Annotated in this window: 14 protein-coding genes; 8 read left to right on the top strand and 6 right to left on the bottom strand. The window is 35.7% G+C overall.

All coding sequences use genetic code 11. From position 1 onward, the window contains the following. The first annotated feature begins 138 nt into the window (after positions 1–138). Positions 139–681 (top strand): YciI family protein, encoded by a 543-nt coding sequence (locus KMW28_RS05320; protein ID WP_240972772.1) that lies wholly within the window; start codon positions 139–141, stop codon positions 679–681. Next, positions 668–1144, top strand: a complete 477-nt coding sequence (locus tag KMW28_RS05315) for a GNAT family N-acetyltransferase (protein ID WP_169664461.1) — start codon at positions 668–670, stop codon at positions 1142–1144. The genes KMW28_RS05320 and KMW28_RS05315 overlap by 14 nt, the downstream gene beginning before the upstream one ends. Positions 1145–1250: 106 nt before the next feature. Here KMW28_RS05315 and KMW28_RS05310 read toward each other — a convergent pair whose 3' ends face one another. After that, the gene (locus tag KMW28_RS05310; protein ID WP_066209548.1) at positions 1251–2438 is read right to left on the bottom strand and encodes a phosphoglycerate kinase; all 1188 of its coding nucleotides are present in this window, start codon (positions 2436–2438) and stop codon (positions 1251–1253) included. Positions 2439–3021: 583 nt separating this feature from the next. Between KMW28_RS05310 and KMW28_RS05305 the strand changes: the two genes are divergently transcribed. From KMW28_RS05305 to KMW28_RS05285, 5 genes are all read left to right on the top strand, one after another. After that, the gene (locus KMW28_RS05305) at positions 3022–3936 is read left to right on the top strand and encodes an oxidoreductase (protein ID WP_169664460.1); all 915 of its coding nucleotides are present in this window, start codon (positions 3022–3024) and stop codon (positions 3934–3936) included. A gap of 3 nt (positions 3937–3939) precedes the next feature. Beyond that, positions 3940–5001: an MBL fold metallo-hydrolase gene (locus KMW28_RS05300; RefSeq protein WP_169664459.1), complete on the top strand. Its 1062-nt coding sequence runs from the start codon at positions 3940–3942 to the stop codon at positions 4999–5001. Between the two features lie 93 nt (positions 5002–5094). After that, the gene (locus tag KMW28_RS05295; RefSeq protein WP_066209555.1) at positions 5095–5496 is read left to right on the top strand and encodes a DoxX family protein; all 402 of its coding nucleotides are present in this window, start codon (positions 5095–5097) and stop codon (positions 5494–5496) included. A gap of 172 nt (positions 5497–5668) precedes the next feature. Beyond that, positions 5669–7237 carry an arylsulfatase gene (locus KMW28_RS05290; protein WP_169664458.1) on the top strand — a complete coding sequence of 523 codons (1569 nt, stop codon included), beginning with the start codon at positions 5669–5671 and terminating at the stop codon, positions 7235–7237. A 202-nt stretch (positions 7238–7439) separates the two neighbouring features. Next, positions 7440–8420, top strand: coding sequence for a helix-turn-helix transcriptional regulator (locus KMW28_RS05285; protein ID WP_169664457.1), 981 nt, complete (start codon positions 7440–7442; stop codon positions 8418–8420). 346 nt (positions 8421–8766) lie between these two features. Here the strand turns inward: KMW28_RS05285 and KMW28_RS05280 are convergent, their stop codons facing one another. The 4 genes from KMW28_RS05280 to KMW28_RS05265 form a co-directional block, all read right to left on the bottom strand. Then, the gene (locus KMW28_RS05280) at positions 8767–10257 is read right to left on the bottom strand and encodes an arylsulfatase (RefSeq protein WP_169664456.1); all 1491 of its coding nucleotides are present in this window, start codon (positions 10255–10257) and stop codon (positions 8767–8769) included. A gap of 17 nt (positions 10258–10274) precedes the next feature. Next, the gene (locus KMW28_RS05275; protein WP_169664455.1) at positions 10275–11420 is read right to left on the bottom strand and encodes a glycoside hydrolase family 43 protein; all 1146 of its coding nucleotides are present in this window, start codon (positions 11418–11420) and stop codon (positions 10275–10277) included. A 355-nt stretch (positions 11421–11775) separates the two neighbouring features. Further along, a complete protein-coding gene (locus KMW28_RS05270) occupies positions 11776–13212 on the bottom strand; it encodes a sulfatase (RefSeq protein WP_169664454.1) in 1437 nt (478 codons plus the stop codon). Positions 13213–13218: 6 nt separating this feature from the next. Beyond that, on the bottom strand, positions 13219–14778 hold the full coding sequence (locus KMW28_RS05265; protein ID WP_169664453.1) for a sulfatase-like hydrolase/transferase: 1560 nt from the start codon (positions 14776–14778) through the stop codon (positions 13219–13221). Between the two features lie 552 nt (positions 14779–15330). On the opposite strand from KMW28_RS05265, the gene KMW28_RS05260 reads away from it, so the two are divergent. Next, entirely contained in the window at positions 15331–16455 is a 1125-nt protein-coding gene (locus KMW28_RS05260) for a linear amide C-N hydrolase (protein ID WP_169664452.1), read from the top strand. A 421-nt stretch (positions 16456–16876) separates the two neighbouring features. Here KMW28_RS05260 and KMW28_RS05255 read toward each other — a convergent pair whose 3' ends face one another. Next, the gene (locus KMW28_RS05255) at positions 16877–17908 is read right to left on the bottom strand and encodes an FAD:protein FMN transferase (RefSeq protein WP_169664451.1); all 1032 of its coding nucleotides are present in this window, start codon (positions 17906–17908) and stop codon (positions 16877–16879) included. Positions 17909–18046 lie beyond the last annotated feature (138 nt).

The raw sequence follows: 18046 nt of genomic DNA, 5'->3' as shown, positions 1-18046 counted from the left end.
TTCTGATAAATTCAGATAAAATATTTAAGAAGGTTATTTCCATTAGATAGGAAGTAACCTTTTGTTTTACAAAATTAATTTTTTCTAAGCATTCTAATTTTTAACTTTGTTCTATACCATTAGTGCAAACCAATAGGTATGAATTTATTCTATTTATTTAGAATGAATGATAAACTTCCAGAACTTCTTACTAATACTCTTCTTTTCATCATGAAACATATCATTTACTTTTTCGGATTACTTATTTTTATTGGCTGTAATACAAAACCATCTGATAAAGATGGGTACGACGAAAACTTAGCACAAAGCTATGAAGCAGATCAATACGGCATGAAAAAGTATGTGATGGCCTTCTTAAAAAAAGGGCCAAATAGAAGTTTAAGTGAAGAGGAAGCTTTGGAGTTACAAACTAAACATCTTAAAAATATAAACCGATTGGCCGATGAAGGAAAGCTTGTTTTGGCAGGTCCTTTTTTTGGCGATGGAGAAATAAGAGGTATTTATATTTTTAATGTGACGTCTATTGAGGAAGCAGAGGCATTAACCAATACAGACCCTGCTATTCAAGCGAAAAGTTTAGTGATGGAATTAAAAGAATGGTATGGATCTGCTGCATTGATGGCAGTAAATGATTTACATAAAAAGTTAGAAAAGACGAATGTTGTCGATGGAGGAAATTAAACTATCATATAATCAAACAGAACAATTAAACCAATTTGAACTAGAAGGTTTATTCAATTTATGGAATAGTGTATACCCTATGCAATTGGCCTATAAGGATCTAGATGGATTAAGGGATTATTTTGCACCATTGCAAAACAAACAACATATCCTAGTTAAGACTGCAACAAATAAGGTAATTGGATGGTTCTTTAGTTTTGACCGTGAAGGTGCACGTTGGTTTGCTGTATTGGTAAATAATGAATACAAGAGAAGTGGAATTGGTAGTGAGTTGATAAAACGTGCCAAAAAGCAATTTGCTCCATTGAATGGATGGGTAATTGATCATGATCGTTATTATAAATTGGATGGTAAAAAATACGAATCGCCAATTGGTTTTTATTTGCGTCATGGTTTTCAGATAGACAGTGATGTTCGATTAGAGATTCCTATTCTATCTGCAGTAAAGATTCATTATCCTTAGTAGTTAAAAATTATTTAGAGCTACTTATTAGTAAAATATAATGCAATAAAAAATCCCAGTTTGGACAAACCAAACAGGGATTTATATTTATAAACTAATTTATGTCTTAGTCTTCTAAAGCTGCAATACCAGGAAGAACTTTACCTTCCATCAATTCCAACATTGCACCACCACCAGTTGAGATGTATGATACTCTATCGCCGAAACCTAATGTGTTTACAGCAGCAGCAGAGTCACCACCACCGATTAATGAGAATGCACCAGCTTCAGTTGCTTCAGCAACAGCAGTTGCCACAGTAGTAGTACCGTTAGCAAAGTTTTCCCACTCAGAAACACCCATTGGTCCGTTCCAAAGTACAGACTTAGATTCTTTAATTACTTTAGAGAATTCTTCAGCTGCTTTTGGTCCGATATCAAGACCCATGTAACCGTCTGCAATAGCGTTAGAATCGTAAGAAGCAACAGCTGCATCCTCACCGAATTTATCGCCACAAACTGAATCTACAGGCAATAATAGGTTCACACCTTTAGCTTTTGCTTTTTCGATTAATTCTAAAGCCAAGTCTAATTTATCTTCTTCACATAAAGAGTTACCGATAGTACCACCTTGTGCTTTGAAGAATGTATAAGCCATACCACCACCGATAATAATATTATCAGCAACTTCCATGATACGCTCGATCAATAAGATTTTGTCAGATACTTTAGCACCACCCATGATAGCAGTGAAAGGACGAGCTGGGTTATCAGTAATTTTCTTCGCGTTTTCAACTTCGCGACCCATTACATAACCAGATACTTTTTCGTCCATGAACTTAGCGATAACTGCAGTAGAAGCGTGTGCTCTGTGAGCAGTACCGAATGCGTCCATTACCCAAACATCACCACGAGAAGCTAATTTCTTAGCAAACTCTTCGTCACCTTTCTTTTCTTCTTTGTAGAAACGTAAGTTATCCAATAACATCACTTCGCCTGGCTTCAAGTCAGCAGCCATAGCATCAGCTTCAGCACCGATAGGATCGCCACCGAATTTTACTTCAAGACCTAATTTTTCAGATAATGGAGCAACAACATGCTTTAAAGAGAACTTATCCTCGAAACCATCTTTTGGACGTCCCATGTGTGACATCAAGATAGCAGAACCACCGTCAGCAACGATTTTCTTAACTGTAGCAATTACTGCATTGATACGAGTGAAGTCACGAACTGAAAAATCTGGGTTTAAAGGTACGTTCAAGTCAACACGTACAACCGCTTTCTTACCTGCGAAATTATAAGAATCGATAGTTTTCATATTAATAAACTACGTTTTATGAATTTGTGATTTTTTTTTAAAATTGCGTGTGCAAACTAGATTTATATTTCACTAAAAAAAATGACTAAAATCAGAGGTTAAAATTATTTTTTATAAACGTAAAAAGCACATTATTACATTTTTAGTAAAGAATTCTTAGCGTTTTCATCAGTTAGTTGACTATATTTAAAGATGTTAACTAGTCGTAGAAATTTATTGATTTTACGACACCTTAATTCGTTACAACTTTCTCTTCATACTATTCAATTTTTGACATTTTCACTAACCCTATTCCAAGTAGAATATCAATTATAGAAAATTCCTTGAGGAGTGCTTGAAATAAAAGTCGATTTAAAACGATCATCACCAAAGTAAAGTGAGTATAATCTCTCCTATTACTTTTAATAATTCAGATCGATTTAATCCATATTTCTCTTTTCTATCCTTTTTAGATAGAAAAGGAACAATCATCAAAATCTTATTAAAATAGTTAGATGAATAGAATGAGATTAAGGTGTTGTCTTTGGCAACACTTTTTTTATGCTTATTTTAAAGAATCAATTTCCAACATTCATCATAACACATGAACATTACTGACATTAATCAACTACCTACACAAAAAGGGAAAGTCGCTATTATTACAGGTGCCAATATAGGTTTGGGCTTAGAAACAGCTCGTTTTCTTATACAAAAAGATATTACGATAGTGATGGCTTGTAGGAGTCAGCAAAAAGCAATGCATGCTAGAAATTTATTACTAAAGGATGTTCCTGATGCTCGTATAGATGTTATTTTAATTGATCTAAACAGTTTACAATCGGTTAGAGATTTTGTGATCAATTTTACAGATAAATACGATCGTTTAGATTATTTGATAAATAACGCCGGCTTAATGATTCCTCCCTTACAACGAACAGAAGAGGGTTTTGAAAGTCAGTTAGGAGTTAACTACCTTTCTCATTTTTTACTAACAGGTTTGCTTTTACCCATACTAGAAAAAACAGAGAATAGTCGTGTAGTAGCCCTTGGAAGTTTAGCACACCGCAAGGGGAAAATTGATTTTAAAAACTTAAATTGGGAAAAAGACTATCATAATTTCAAAGCGTACTGTCAGAGTAAGTTAGCTTGTGTCATGTTTGGATTTGAATTGGATAGACGTTTGAAGAAATCAAAAAGTTCGGTCACATCGGTGATTGCTCACCCTGGAGCCTCCTTAACAAATTTAGGAAGGTATGCACCAGCACTTATTAATAACATTGTGATGAAAATTGGCACTCCATTTCTCAACTCTGCTGCTATGGGAGCAATCCCTACAATACATGCTGCATTAGGTGAAGATATAGAAGGTGGAGATTATATTGGGCCTGCTAGTTTACTAGAGCTGAGAGGTTATGCTTCTAAAAAGGTAAAAGCGACAAAATATGCACAAGATGAACACTTAGCGAAATCGTTATGGGAAACATCAGAAAGATTAGTACACTTTAATTACCCTATTTAATCAATGAAAATATTAAACTATTTAAGTCCTCAGTTTGGTGGAATTGTAGATCTTCAAGAAGAAGAAAAATTAGAAAAGTCACCTCAATGGAAAGAGGGTAAGTTCGAAAATCAGGAAGAAACCACCATGTCAATTAACATGAAAACCCTTCCTGGCTTATTAAAAAAACAGTTTACAAATAGAGCAGCAAGAGCACCTAAAAAGAATATATCCATTCTTCCATTTCATGAGGATGAATACAATATCAATATTCATCAACCTAAATGTGTTTGGTATGGACATTCTGCCATGTTGCTTCAGTTGAATGGAAAAAATATTCTGATTGATCCTATGTTAGGACAAGATGCTTCTCCCATCGGACCTATCAATACGAAAAGATACAGCAAGGATAGTTTAGATGTAATCCGCCAATTACCTGATATCGATATATTATTACAAACCCACGATCATTATGATCATTTGGACTTGGATAGCATCAACCTTTTAAAAGGTAAGGTGAAACAATATATTGTAGGGTTAGGCATCAAAAGGCATCTTGTTACTTGGGGTGTGGAGGAAAGCTTAATTAGTGAGGTCGATTGGTGGGACAAAGTGAATGTACATGGGATGGACATCACCTATACTCCTTCTCGACATTTTTCTGGTAGAGGATTATCGGATAGAGCGAAATCGCTTTGGGGTGGTTTTGCCATCAAAACACAAAACCATAATATCTATTGGAGTGGTGACGGAGGATACGGCCCTCACTTTAAAGAAATAGGTAAGAAGCTCGGCCCTTTTGATTGGGGCTTTATGGAAAATGGTCAGTATAACGAAAATTGGCATCATATACATATGTTCCCTGAAGAAAGCGTTCAGGCGGCGTTAGATGCTAAAGTTCAAAAAGCTTTTGCGGTACATTGGGGAGGTTTCACTTTGGCTTTACATACCTGGAAAGACCCCATTGAACGTTTTGTAAATGAAGCTAGAAAGAAAAATCTAACCGTCTTCTCTGCACAGATTGGAAAAATTGTGGAGATGGGTCGAAACGATGAACATTACGATTGGTGGACTGTATTAGAGTAATATTTTATGGTAATTGTGATGCAGTTCACAGTTGGTAAACACTTCTTTTGGGATATTTGTAGTATATTAAAAGAAACCCAAATTTAAAATACTATGGAAAAATTAAAGAAGATTATCGTCTTAGTACTTAAGATTACAATAGCCATTATATTAGTTCAAACATTAAGATTTAAGTTTACCGCTCATCCAGATAGTGTTTACATTTTTACTCAGGTAGGTATGGAACCTTTTGGTAGAGTGGGAATTGGAATATTGGAATTAGTCGCAAGTATATTAATTTTAATCCCCAGAACGTCTTGGATGGGAATTGTCCTAACTTTAGGTATTATTGGAGGTGCAATTATGATGCACTTAACCATCTTAGGAATAGAAGTGAATGGCGATGGTGGAAGTCTTTTCTACTTAGCTGTTCTAACGGAAGTTTTAGCGTTTACAGTTTTCGTTATGGAAAGGGAGAAATACCCTTATATCAATAAATATTTGATGGCTGCTTAATTAAATTCATCAAATTTATAAGCCTTCTGATACAAAATCAGAAGGCTTTTCTTTTTGAACGTCTTGGTAAAACCTCTGAACACAAAAGTAAAATCACACCTTCTAGATCTTCGTTTTAAACTTCTATACTATCAGAAACTCTGAAGTATTTAGTTTACAAACAGTAGATCAAATGAAAAAAGTTACTTTACTAATACTTACTACAATCATTGCTTTTGGGTCTTTTGCTCAGAAGAAAAATAAATCAAACAAGAAGCAGCCTAATATCTTGGTGATTTGGGGTGATGATATCGGATTCTGGAACATTTCTGCCTACAACAGAGGTATGATGGGTTATAGAACACCAAACATCGATCGTATTGCTCACGAAGGTGCGATCTTTACAGACCACTATGCACAGCAATCTTGTACTGCTGGTCGTTCTGCTTTCGCTTTGGGTGAACACCCTTTCCGTACAGGTCTTTTAACGATCGGTATGCCAGGTGCTGACCACGGTATTCCTGATTGGGCACCAACAATTGGTGACGTCTTGAAAGAAAAAGGATATACTACTGGTCAATTTGGTAAAAATCACTTAGGTGATCAAGACAAACACCTTCCTACCAACCATGGTTTCGACGAGTTCTTTGGTAACCTTTACCACTTGAATGCAGAAGAAGAGCCAGAGTCGGATTCATATCCAAAAGATCCTGAATTCAGAAAGAAATGGGGACCAAGAGGTGTGCTTCATACGTATGCTGATGGTCGTATTTCTGATACAGGTCCATTAACTCGTAAGCGTATGGAAACAGTAGACGACGAGTTCTTAGCTGCTTCTGTAGAATTTATTGAAAACGCTGTTGAAAAAGACGAGCCTTTCTTCGTGTGGTTCAACTCCTCAAGAATGCACTTACACACACGTTTAAAGCCAGAATCAATTGGTGTTACAGGGAAAGGTTTATACCCTGACGGTATGGCTGAACACGACAAGCAAGTGGGTACTTTATTGGACCTTTTGGAAGAACTTGGTGTAGACGACAATACAATTGTAATCTACTCAACTGATAACGGTGCAGAGAAATTTACATGGCCTGATGGTGGTACTTCTCCTTTCCATGGTGAAAAAGGTACAACTTACGAAGGTGGTATGAGAGTTCCTCAAGTAGTGAGATGGCCAGGTGTTATCGAGCCAGGCACAGAAATTAACGACATCATGTCACACGAAGACTGGTTGCCTACTTTAGCTGCGGCTGCAGGTTACAATGATATCGTCGCTGATGGTAAAAAAGGATTCGAAGCCAATGGTAAGGAGTGGAGAGTTCATTTTGATGGATTCAACTTCAAGCCTTATTTTGAAGGTAAAGTAGAAGAAGGTCCACGTCATGAGATCTACTACTTTGCTCAAAACGGTAAATTCGATGCTATCCGTATCGACGATTTAAAAATTTCATTTACTCAATTAGAAGGAAACTTCCGTACAGCAGTTCGTCAGAGTACAGCATGGCCTACAGTAACTAACTTAAGATCGGATCCATTCGAAACAGCTAAATTCGAATCAGAAATGTACTTCCGTTGGTTAGTAGATCAGATGTGGGTAATGGTTCCTGCTGGTGCTAAAGTGAAAGAATTCTTAGGTACTATCGAAGGATATCCTTTCCAAATGGGCTTCCAAGTAGACGTTTCGAACTTAGGATACGATACGTTTAGAATGAAGAAGTTCATGACTGACCTTGAAGAGATGAAAAAAGAATTTGATAAATAATTTAGTAGAAAATGTCATTGATTGTTTTATTATGAATCTACAAACCTGATATCAAAATTACATGACATTAAATTCATATCGATTTCTTAGGGGTGTTACTTTGTAATGCCCCTACTTATCAAATCATTTATTAGTTTATAAGCACTACTACTTTTTATAAGGTAGTAGTCTTTTTTCGTTATACATTTCCTATTTTTATCATATGAATATCCCTCGTTTAGAATTTAAAGAAGGCAATATACTCCAATTAATGGATCAGCTGATCGATAATTTTGGAGGAGAACGTAAGCAAGGAACTTATAACCTTAACCATGAATTATTAAAAGCGGAAATTCGATATATTGAATTAGGAAAAGGGGTTGAAATCACCTTAAACTCCATTAAGTTTTCTGAGGATTACAATGTCCTTTTTAACGGTAACAACCAAAAAGATAGACATCTCTGTTACCGTTTTTCTCTTTTGGGTGATTTTGTCAATGGATTTCCATTTGATGAAAATAAGGTATCAAAGAGTGAGGGCATGGCAATTTTCGATACGGCCATGACTTTTGAAACTATCATGCGAAAAAATCAATGGCATCAATGGTTGGGCATCAGAATATCAAAAAGTATCATTGAAAATAACTTTTCCCATTTCTTAGACTATTTTGGAGATGTTTTCAATAAAGAAAAGACATGGATGATTTACGATCATACCCCGCTTGAGGTCAATCTACTACTAAAAGAACTATTTGATTTAAAACACCAAAAGAAACTAATACCCGTAGAAAATGCTTTCATTATTGCGAAATCGAGTGAGATTATTGGCATCTTTTACGAACGTATTCTAAGCAGAAAGGTCCTTCAAAACAAATATGTACATGAAGAAGACCTCAAAGCACTATTCAAAATAAAAGATGATATTCTGAGCACTTTCGAGATGCCTCCTTCCTTAGAAGAAATTGCTGAAAAATATGGATTCTCCGTTTCAAAGCTTAGACGTGATTTCCAAAAAGTATTTGGTACATCCATCCATAAATTCCACCAGAATTATCGATTAGAAGAAGCGAAAATCGCTCTAGCAGCTAAGAATAGAACCGTCACAGAAATCTCCAGAACTTTTGGATATAAGTCGATTGCGAAGTTTTCTTATGCATTTAAGAAGAAGTTTGGGATAGCACCGAGTGAATTTGCTTTGAAATGAAAAATTAAAAGTTAAAAATGAAAAACGTGAAATGTTGAGTTAACGCTCGTCTTGTTGGTGCCAATAATAAGCGAAGCTCATTGGTGACTGAAAAACTTGAGAGGTCTCCTGACCTCGTTTTTAATTAATAGGTAATAAGTAATAACTAATAGGTGCTGAATTTACGTGCCTCATAGGCTTATTAGGAACTAGGAGTTAGGAGTTAGGAGTTAGGAATTCTGAATTTACGCTCCTCATGACGCGGGCACGGGTTAGGAAACCCGCGCTAGTTATTGATTGCTCTTCGCTCTTCGTTTTTCACTCTTCACTCTTAACTTCCATCCCTAACATTTCTTGTTTTTCATTTTTAATTTAAAAGAACGTTTTCCCCTGGAAGTTTAAAATCCGAATTCTTCGTTCTAGCATTTTCAAAAAAAACCCTTACTTTTTCTACGATTTCTGGATATTGGTCTGCAACATTATTTTCCTCCTTGGGGTCTTTTGACAGGTCATATAACTCTACTTTTGAGATATTAGGTTGATTCAATTGGTATTGAACGCTTTTCCAATGGTCAAATCTTGTTGCCACTCTACCTCCTGCTCCATGAAATTCCCAATACAGATAGTTGTGTTCTTTTTGATTTTCCTTTCCTAACAATGTAGGTAAAAAAGATATTCCATCTATTTTATGACCTTCAGGAATTGTGGCTTTTGTCAATTCAGCAATAGTGGGTAAAACATCCCAAAACGCAGATGGATGATTTGTTTCTGATCCTTCTTTAATTTTTCCTTTCCAACTTACAATCATAGGCACTCGAATACCTCCTTCGTATAGATCTCTTTTAACCCCTCTAAATGGTCCAAAAGAGTTAAAGAAATAAGGATCAGCACCACCTTCAATATGAGGTCCATTATCAGAACTAAACATCACAATGGTATTTTCTTCTAATCCTTTATCTTGCAGTTTTTTCATTATATCTCCAACAGAACGATCCAAATAGGTCATCATGGTTGCAAAGGCTGCTCTTGGATATTCTTGATCCCCATAAACACCATGAATAAATCGTTTTTCTTGATTCCAATTTTCATCACTGTTCTTTTTGTCGAGAAAAGGGGTTCCTGTGTATTGCTGTTTGAACCTTTCAAAAATTGTATCATTAGGTACTAACATTTCTGCATGTGGTATTGTGTAAGGTAAATACAAAAAGAAAGGAGTTTCTTCGTTTTGTTTATCAATAAACTCTAAAGCTTTTTGATGTATAAGAGAGTGTGCGTATTCATTTTTTGCATCATTATAATTTTCATCAAGTAGTACTTTTTCGCCATTATGTCTTAAATACATTGGAAAATAAGTATGTGCCAAACGCTGACAATTGTATCCAAAGAACTCGTCAAAACCTTGTGTATTTGGAGCTCCTTCTGAATGAGGATAACCCAACCCCCATTTCCCAAACATGCCTGTTACATATCCTTTTTCCTTCAACAACCTTGTAATAGTATAAGCTTTTTTAGGAAGAGGATGCTGTCCTTCAGGAAATACTTCTTTATTACCTCTTATTGGGGCATGCCCAGTATGCAACCCAGTAAATAATGTTGCTCTTGATGGAGAACAGACACTACTTCCAGCATAATGATCAGTAAATTTCATTCCTCTTTGGGCCAATGCATCAATATTAGGTGTTGAAAAATTCTTTTGACCATAACAGCTTAAATCACCCCAACCAGCATCATCACATAAGATGTAAACAATATTAGGTAGCTGTTCCGAAGATTGTTCGTTGGTAGTCACTTTACCATTAATACAAGATAGAAAAGTGAATGGTAGGACAAGCAGAAAATATTTGATTCTTTTATTCATACATCAATTAGACATTCTTAATTATAAACAGTTAGATCCCATTGGTCTTTCCATTCCAATATTATCCTATCATTATCAAATTGGATAGGTAACCAAATGTATCTTCCATCAATAGCATTATTGGGTTGCCAACGATCAGCCATAAAAATGAAAGCATCTTTCTTCCCTTGAACAGGTAAGATATAAGTGCTTTGTGATTTAAAAGTTGTCGCTTTTTGATCTTCTGTTCCGATAACTGGATTTCCTAATTCGGTCCATGGACCAAAAATATGATCTGCAGAAGCCGAACGAGCTGGATTTGGATTCCAACTTGTACAATCTGATCCAATGAAATAGTATTTACCTCCAGAAGTTTTCATAATGCTTGGAGCCTCCATATATCGGTTTGGAAAAACTCTCACATAGTTGCCCGTATGTGACAAATAATCCTCACTTAATTCTGCAATATGCAGTGTACTATTTTCTTCTGATGAATATAAATGATAGGCTTTTCCATCATCATCCACAAAAAGATTCATATCTCTTGCCATTTGTCCACCTTCAAAATCTCTACCCAAAAGGTTTAAAGAGTCAGGGTGATTAGGCAGACATTCTTTCCCCCCACAATAAGCTGACTTCACTGTATCAGCTACTGCTTTCTTATGAAATTCTTGCACATTTAATGGCCAATGTCCTTTATTGGGTCTCATCGATTTCAAATAAGTAAATGGACCTATTGGAGAATCTGAAATCGCTACACCCGATCGAGCGGCATCGTAACCATGACTTATCAATTCCAAGTGGAACCACATAATGTATTTGTTCGTCATCTGATTGTAAATCACTTTAGGACGTTCAATAATACATCCCCTTGCAATGTCAGATGCTACATTAAGTGTATCTACTTCTAAAGCAATCCCTTCATCTACCCAATTGTATAAATCTTTTGATGAGTACACATGGACTCCCACTTGTGCTGTATTGCCTTTGTGTCCTTCAATTTTATGTTCACCATACCAATAATAAGTATCATTATGGTATAAAATTCCACCACCATGTGCATTGATGTGTTGACCGTTATTGTCTTCCCAAATTTGACCAGGTTGAAAATTAGTATATCGTGAATTTTTAGTTGTACAAGAACATAAAATGCCCAAGAACAACAGTAAAAAATACCTATTCATAATTAAAAAAATTGTTTGTTTATTGTAAATACCTTATTGTATCTCGGCTCTGCCGCCAATGTTAAGCGAAGCGTCATTGGTGACTGAAAAACGTTAGAGGTCTCCTGACCTCGTGTTAGGTAATAAGTATTAACTAATAGGTAATAGGTACTGAATTTACGTTCCTCATTACGCAAACACTAGCATTGAAACAAAATGTAATCAAACGAGATCAGGAGATCTCTTAAGTTAATAGACACAGGTGACGATTCGCTTAACACCTGCGCCAGTTTGACTACCAAGATTATTCCGTACATGCCCCTCTACATCATACTTCACTAACTACGTTTTTCATTTTTAACTTTTCATTTTTAATTTACAAATGCTTTTCTATTTCCTCTCTCGCCCTCACTGCATCGTACTCTGGGTTCAACTCCTCCGGAATCTCCCCTCCATGTTCTTGTAACCATTCTTGCAATAAGCGATACATTGATTTTGCTTTCTTTGGATGTTTGTCGACTAAGTTATTACGTTCAGAAATATCAGTTTCTAAATTGTATAATTCCATTCCTTGATCTTCATAATAGTAATGTAGTTTCCAGTTTCCTTTAATGATAACTGACCCCGGTCGAGTTCTAAATAGAGGATCACGAGCATCGTCTCCTCCTTTGGTGTATGCTTGTAAGTAAATAGGAAAATGATAAACGATTACTCGATCATGATCAAATTTCTTTTTCCCTTCTATTAAAGGTTTTATCGACTCCCCATCTAAAGGGTAATTATCTGGTGCTTCGACGTTAATCAAATCTAAAAGTGTCGGTAGATAATCTAAATGAGTTACTCTTGTATCCACTTCAACTCCTGCTTTCCAATGTCCCTTCCATTTAAAAAGAGTAGGCACTTTTATTCCACCTTCATAATAAGATCCCTTCCCTGCCCTTAATGGTAACTGATGAGAATAGGTATATATTCCTCCATTATCTGAAGTGAAAATGATTATGGTATCTTCTGTTAAACCTAATTGATCTAAGGCAGTTAAAAGTCTTCCTACATTCCAATCGGTGTTCTCCACTAATGCTGCATAGACAGGATTGACTTTATGTCCATCAGAAAACTTCTTTCCTCTGTATTTTTCTATTAATTCGGGTTTTCCCATCAGAGGAGTATGAATAGCGAAAAATGGTAAGTACAAAAAGAAAGGTTGTTTCTTATTTTTTACATTCGACAGATAGTGAATTGCTTCATTCGTTAATCTATCCGTTAGAAATTCCCCCTCTTCTTTATCATCAATATTGAACATTTTATAAGGACTGAAATAACTTTTGGGTTGACCTTTATGTCCACCTGCAATTGTATAGTCAAACCCCATATCGCGGGCATCATCACTTACATGCCATTTTCCAAACATAGCGGTTTGATAACCGTGTTCCTTTAAAATTGAACCCATTGTTAAAGCATCCGATTTCAACTTTGTCTTGGTTGGTATTCCATTCAACTTTCTAGTAAAAGGTGCACCTCTATTGGATGAACCTACCGTTGATATTCCATGTCTTGTTGTGGTTTGTCCTGTGATTAAACAAGCACGAGATGGAGCACAATTGGCAGCACCTGCATACCCGTTGATAAATGATATACTTTCTTTTGCTAACTGATCAATATTGGGAGTCTGATAAATTTCATTTCCTTGGTAACCAACATCACTCCAGCCCAAATCGTCTACATTAATTAATAAAATGTTTGGCTTATCATTTTGAGCCGATGCGTTTGACAATAGACAAAAGCCAAATACGAATTTTAAAATTGATTTTATCATCTCCAATTATTTGTACAACACTTTAGCGTTATTTTCTTTATCAATTAATCTTTTGAATTCCTTCACTTTTTCTGGGAATTGAGAGGCTAAATCTTGTTTTTCAAATGGATCATCATTTAGATTATACAAAGCCCAATGGTATGCTTTATTTTTCAGTTTATAGTCACTATTTTTTGTATCTAGCTCATTGATTAATTTCCATCCATCTTTAATAATCACATCTTGTGCTGATCCAGTAGTACATTTAAAGAAGATATAATCGTGTTCCTTTTGATCTTCTTGATCTAAAAACGTTGGAAGAATAGAAATCCCATCATTAGGTTTCACTTCCCCTCCTATAATATCAGATACTGTGGCCATAATGTCGTAGTCGGCAATCATTAAATTGCTTTCTGAATTTGGCATTACCTTTCCCGGCCATTTTACGATATAAGGAACGTTCAACCCTCCTTCAAAATTATACCTTTTCATTCCTCTTCGACCAATAGCACCATTAAAGATATCTTCACCACTATGATGACCATCCCAATACATTTGCTCTTTATTCGGTTTTACCTTTGACTGATCAAAAGAGTTTGATTCATAATCGTAGACAATATCAGGATCTTTATATTGAGGATTGACAGTAGTATACGATTGGATTTCGTGTCCATTATCGCTGGTAAAGATGATAACAGTGTTATCTGCAATTTTCAATTCTTCTAATTTGGTGATAATAGCCCCTACCGACTCATCCAATTTATTGATCATAGAAGCATATACTCTCTCTTGTTTCGTCCATCCTTCTTGATCTTTATACTTAAAGTCTTTTGGAGCAATAGAAGCTGGGCCATGAGGTAATTGAGTCGCATAAATCATAAAGAACGGATCGTCTTTCTTCTCTTCTAGATAAGATAAAGCATGCTCTAACCAAATATCTTCACTGTACGTCATGTTTTCCTCCCCTACCAAAGGACAAACAGGTTCTCTTTTGCTTAACTTCGGATTATTAGGGATAGGAATTTTCTTACCATTCAATCTATAATGAGGCGGATAAAAACTCCAACATAAAACGGCATCATATAACCCACAGTGATAATCGAAGCCATAGCTATCGATCATTTCCTTTGTATCGGAATAACCAAATCCTAATTTCCCGATGTAAGATGTATGGTATCCCGCACTTTTGGCCATCTCCCCAATGTAATAGTATCCTTGGTTATGACTTCTATAAATTTTCTTATCAAAAGTAGCTTGATCGATGATTCCAGCCTCTAATTCACATACTAAACCACCTGGAGTATGCACAGGTGCCTTCGCATTATTCAATCCAGTTAGAAGTGATGCTCTTGCGGGCGCACATACATTTGAACCGTATGCATTGGTAAACGTTTTTCCCTGAAGTGCTAACTTATCGAGGTTAGGAGTTGCTATCTTTGTCTGACCATATTTACCTAATATACCTCGACCGAGGTCATCAGCATAAATGATAATCACATTAGGTTTATCTTCTTTTTGAGCTGATGCCATCTGATTACACCCCCAGCTCATTATAGCCAATAATAGACTTAAAAAAATATTCTTCATTTGCATACTTTAGTTTACCCAATATGTGGGTTAATCACTTTACAAAACTATGAAGAAATTGATTTTGGGGTGGATGCTAAAATATCAAAGGTTTGTGCTTATTTTTTTATATGGCCTTTTTTTGATGCAAAAGAGGTATTATAAGTGAAAAGTGAAGAATGAAAAGTGAAAAACGTGAAATGTTAAGCTAACGCTCGTTTTTTAAGTAATAGGTTATAAGTAATAACTAATAGGTGCTGAATTTACACTCCTCATTACGTAAGCACAAGTTTGGAAACCTGCACCAATGATCAACATATTTTCAATTCAACCTAGAACATTCCCTCCCCCTACGTCATACTTTACTAACTACGTTTTTCATTTATAACTTCTCATTTTTAATTTCCCCCCGCTCTTCACTATTCCCTTTTCACTCTTCACTTGAAAAGCCCAAGCTTTTCACAAGTTTGCCTTTTTCGTGCAAAACACCAATACTGTTGTGTAAATCATTTGACGTCGAAATCTTGACATTTGTAGTGTAATAATTAATTAAATAAATCATTTAAACGTCAAATGAAAAAGTCAATCAAAATCTCATCAATCATAGGTCTTTGCCTAATGTTATTAGTCAACTCAACAATCTTTGCTTGCACTGGTATTCGCCTGATCGCTGAAGATGGAAGTGTTCGCTATGGTCGTACGATGGAATGGGGATCATTCGATATACATTCACAAGTGGCATTTATACCTAAAGGGTTTCAATTTAAAGGTCTTACACCTGAAGGACAAAACGGGAAAGTTTACACTGCTAAATATGGTATCGTTGGTCTAGATTGGATGGGAAAAGATCTTATTGTAGATGGGATGAATGAGGAAGGACTTGCCGTCGGTAATTATTACTTCCCGAACTTTGCTGGGTATCCAGAATTTGTTTCCGAGGAAGCCTCTAATACTATCTCTTCACAAGGCTTACCTAATTATATATTATCTCAATTTGCTACCGTTGAAGAAGCAAAAAAAGGTATTCAAGAAGTAAATGTAGTTGGTGTTATCGAGGAGTCTTTAGGTATTGTGGTCGATTCACATTGGATGGTAAGTGATGCGACAGGAGCATCAATTGTTATCGAATATATTGATGGTGAGCTTAAAATTTACGATGCTTCTATTGGGGTAATCACAAACGCACCTTCTTACGATTGGCATCTTACAAATCTAAAAAACTACATCAACTTAGAATTTGATGCTGCTAAACCAAAAACTTTAAATGGAGAGACATTCACTCAAACTGGTGTGGGTTCTGGAATGCTTGGTCTTCCTGGCGATATGACTCCTCCATCTCGTTTTGTTAGAGCAGTTGCATGGACACAAACAACTAGACCAATGCCTAACACGAAAGAGTCTATGTACGAAATGTTCAGAATCTTAGATAATTTCAATCTAACATTAGGACCTGATGGTGCAGAAGGAACTGGTGAATTATTCGGTAAAGATCATAGCACTATGAAAAGTTCAACTATTTGGACAACTTCATGGGACCTTACTAATAAAACATTCAACTATCACACTCAACACAATAGAAGAGTTCAACAAATTGATGTGAATGATATTGATTTCACAAAAATCGGTGATCAAATTGTTAGAATACCACTTGATGTTGAAAGAGAACAAGATATCTTAAATAGAACACCTAAGTTTTAAAAAAATGGGGCAGAGGATCTAATTTCTAGATAGATCCTCTGCCCCATTTTTTTTAAAAGTGAAAAGTGAAGAATGAAAAGTGAAAAGCGCACACTGGCGCCAATGTTAAGCGAAGCGTCATTGGTGACTTAAAAAACTTTAGAGGTCTCCTGACCTCGTTTTAAGTGATAGGTAATAACTAATAGGTACTGAATCTGTGTTCGTTTTTAAACGGGTCCTAGTACCAAGTATGAAAATCACACGAGATCTGAAGATCTCTTCAAGTTTTCGGACACAGGTGACGCTTCGCTAAACACCTGCGCCAGTATTTAGCTTCCCCACGAACCATCTAACTTTTCACGTTTTTCATTTTTAACTTTTCATTTTTAATTTAAAACCGCTCTTCACTCTTCACTTGAAAAGCCCCAAGCTTTTCATCTCACTATTCACTCAAAAAAGCCTTCGCTCCTTCAGAAATATACGTTTTCATCTCCCCATTGTCGTCGTAGATCAAGATTGCTTCTAGATCGCTATTTTCTGCAACGATTCTTTTGGCTTCTTCTAAACCTGCTACCATAAATGCTGTTGCATAAGCATCAGATGCCATACATGATGAAGAAAATACTGAAGCACTTAATAAACTATGTTGTACAGGGTATCCTGTTCTTGGATCTAATGTGTGAGCATATTTTTTACCATCTTTCACATAGAAGTTTCTATAATTTCCTGATGTAGCAAGTGCTTTATTATCTAATGAAACAATTACCGATAACGCTTCTCCTGTTCCTTCTTTAAAACGAGGGTTATCGATACCTATTTTCCATATTTTTTCTTTTTCATTGTGACCTTTACAAACTACCTCGCCTCCGATTTCGACCATATAGTTCTTAATGTTTTTATCATCTAAGATTTTAGCGACGACATCAACAGCATAACCTTTGGCAATGGCAGAGAAATCCAACTCTACTCCTGCTTTGGACTTAGTTACCGTTTTTTCATCAAAAGTGATGTATTTATCAAAACCTACAAATTGTAGGATAGAATCGATTTCAGATTCCTTGATCGTTGGTGTTTTTCCTGGTCCAAATCCCCAACCTTTTACTAGAGGTTGAATTGTTGGATCGAAAGCTCCTTTTGTCTCTTCAAAAATTTCTTTACTCTCTTTGATGACTGGATAGAAGAAATCGGTCTCATAAGTGAAATTCATTCCAGAATTAAACCTTGATATTTCAGAAGATGGAATGTATGTAGAGAGTGACTGATTAAAGTCTTCTAATACCTTTTTGATATCGTTATCTAGTTCTCTTCCCTCTTCATCAATATATTTTACGTTATAAGGTACTACTCCAAAAGTGGTTCCTCTCACATGAAAATGAGTAGCTTTTGGTTCGTTATAAGACCTGTACAAATACGTCAATCCGATGAACGCAAATAAAAATATTGAATAAAATATATTTTTCTTCCTGTTATCCATTACGTTTTTTATTTATCAATGCTTATCTTGAATATCAAATATGAATCTGATTCTGCAAAGGTGGTAAGTGTTGACTTATTCCCCTATTTAATTTGCATTTTTTTAAAACTGAGTATTGAATTTATTCCTCTCTGTTGT

This window comes from Flammeovirga yaeyamensis (assembly GCF_018736045.1).
Taxonomy (GTDB): Bacteria; Bacteroidota; Bacteroidia; order Cytophagales; family Flammeovirgaceae; genus Flammeovirga; species Flammeovirga yaeyamensis.
Note: the sequence above shows the minus strand (reverse complement) of the source record. Positions and strands in the feature narration are given on the sequence as shown.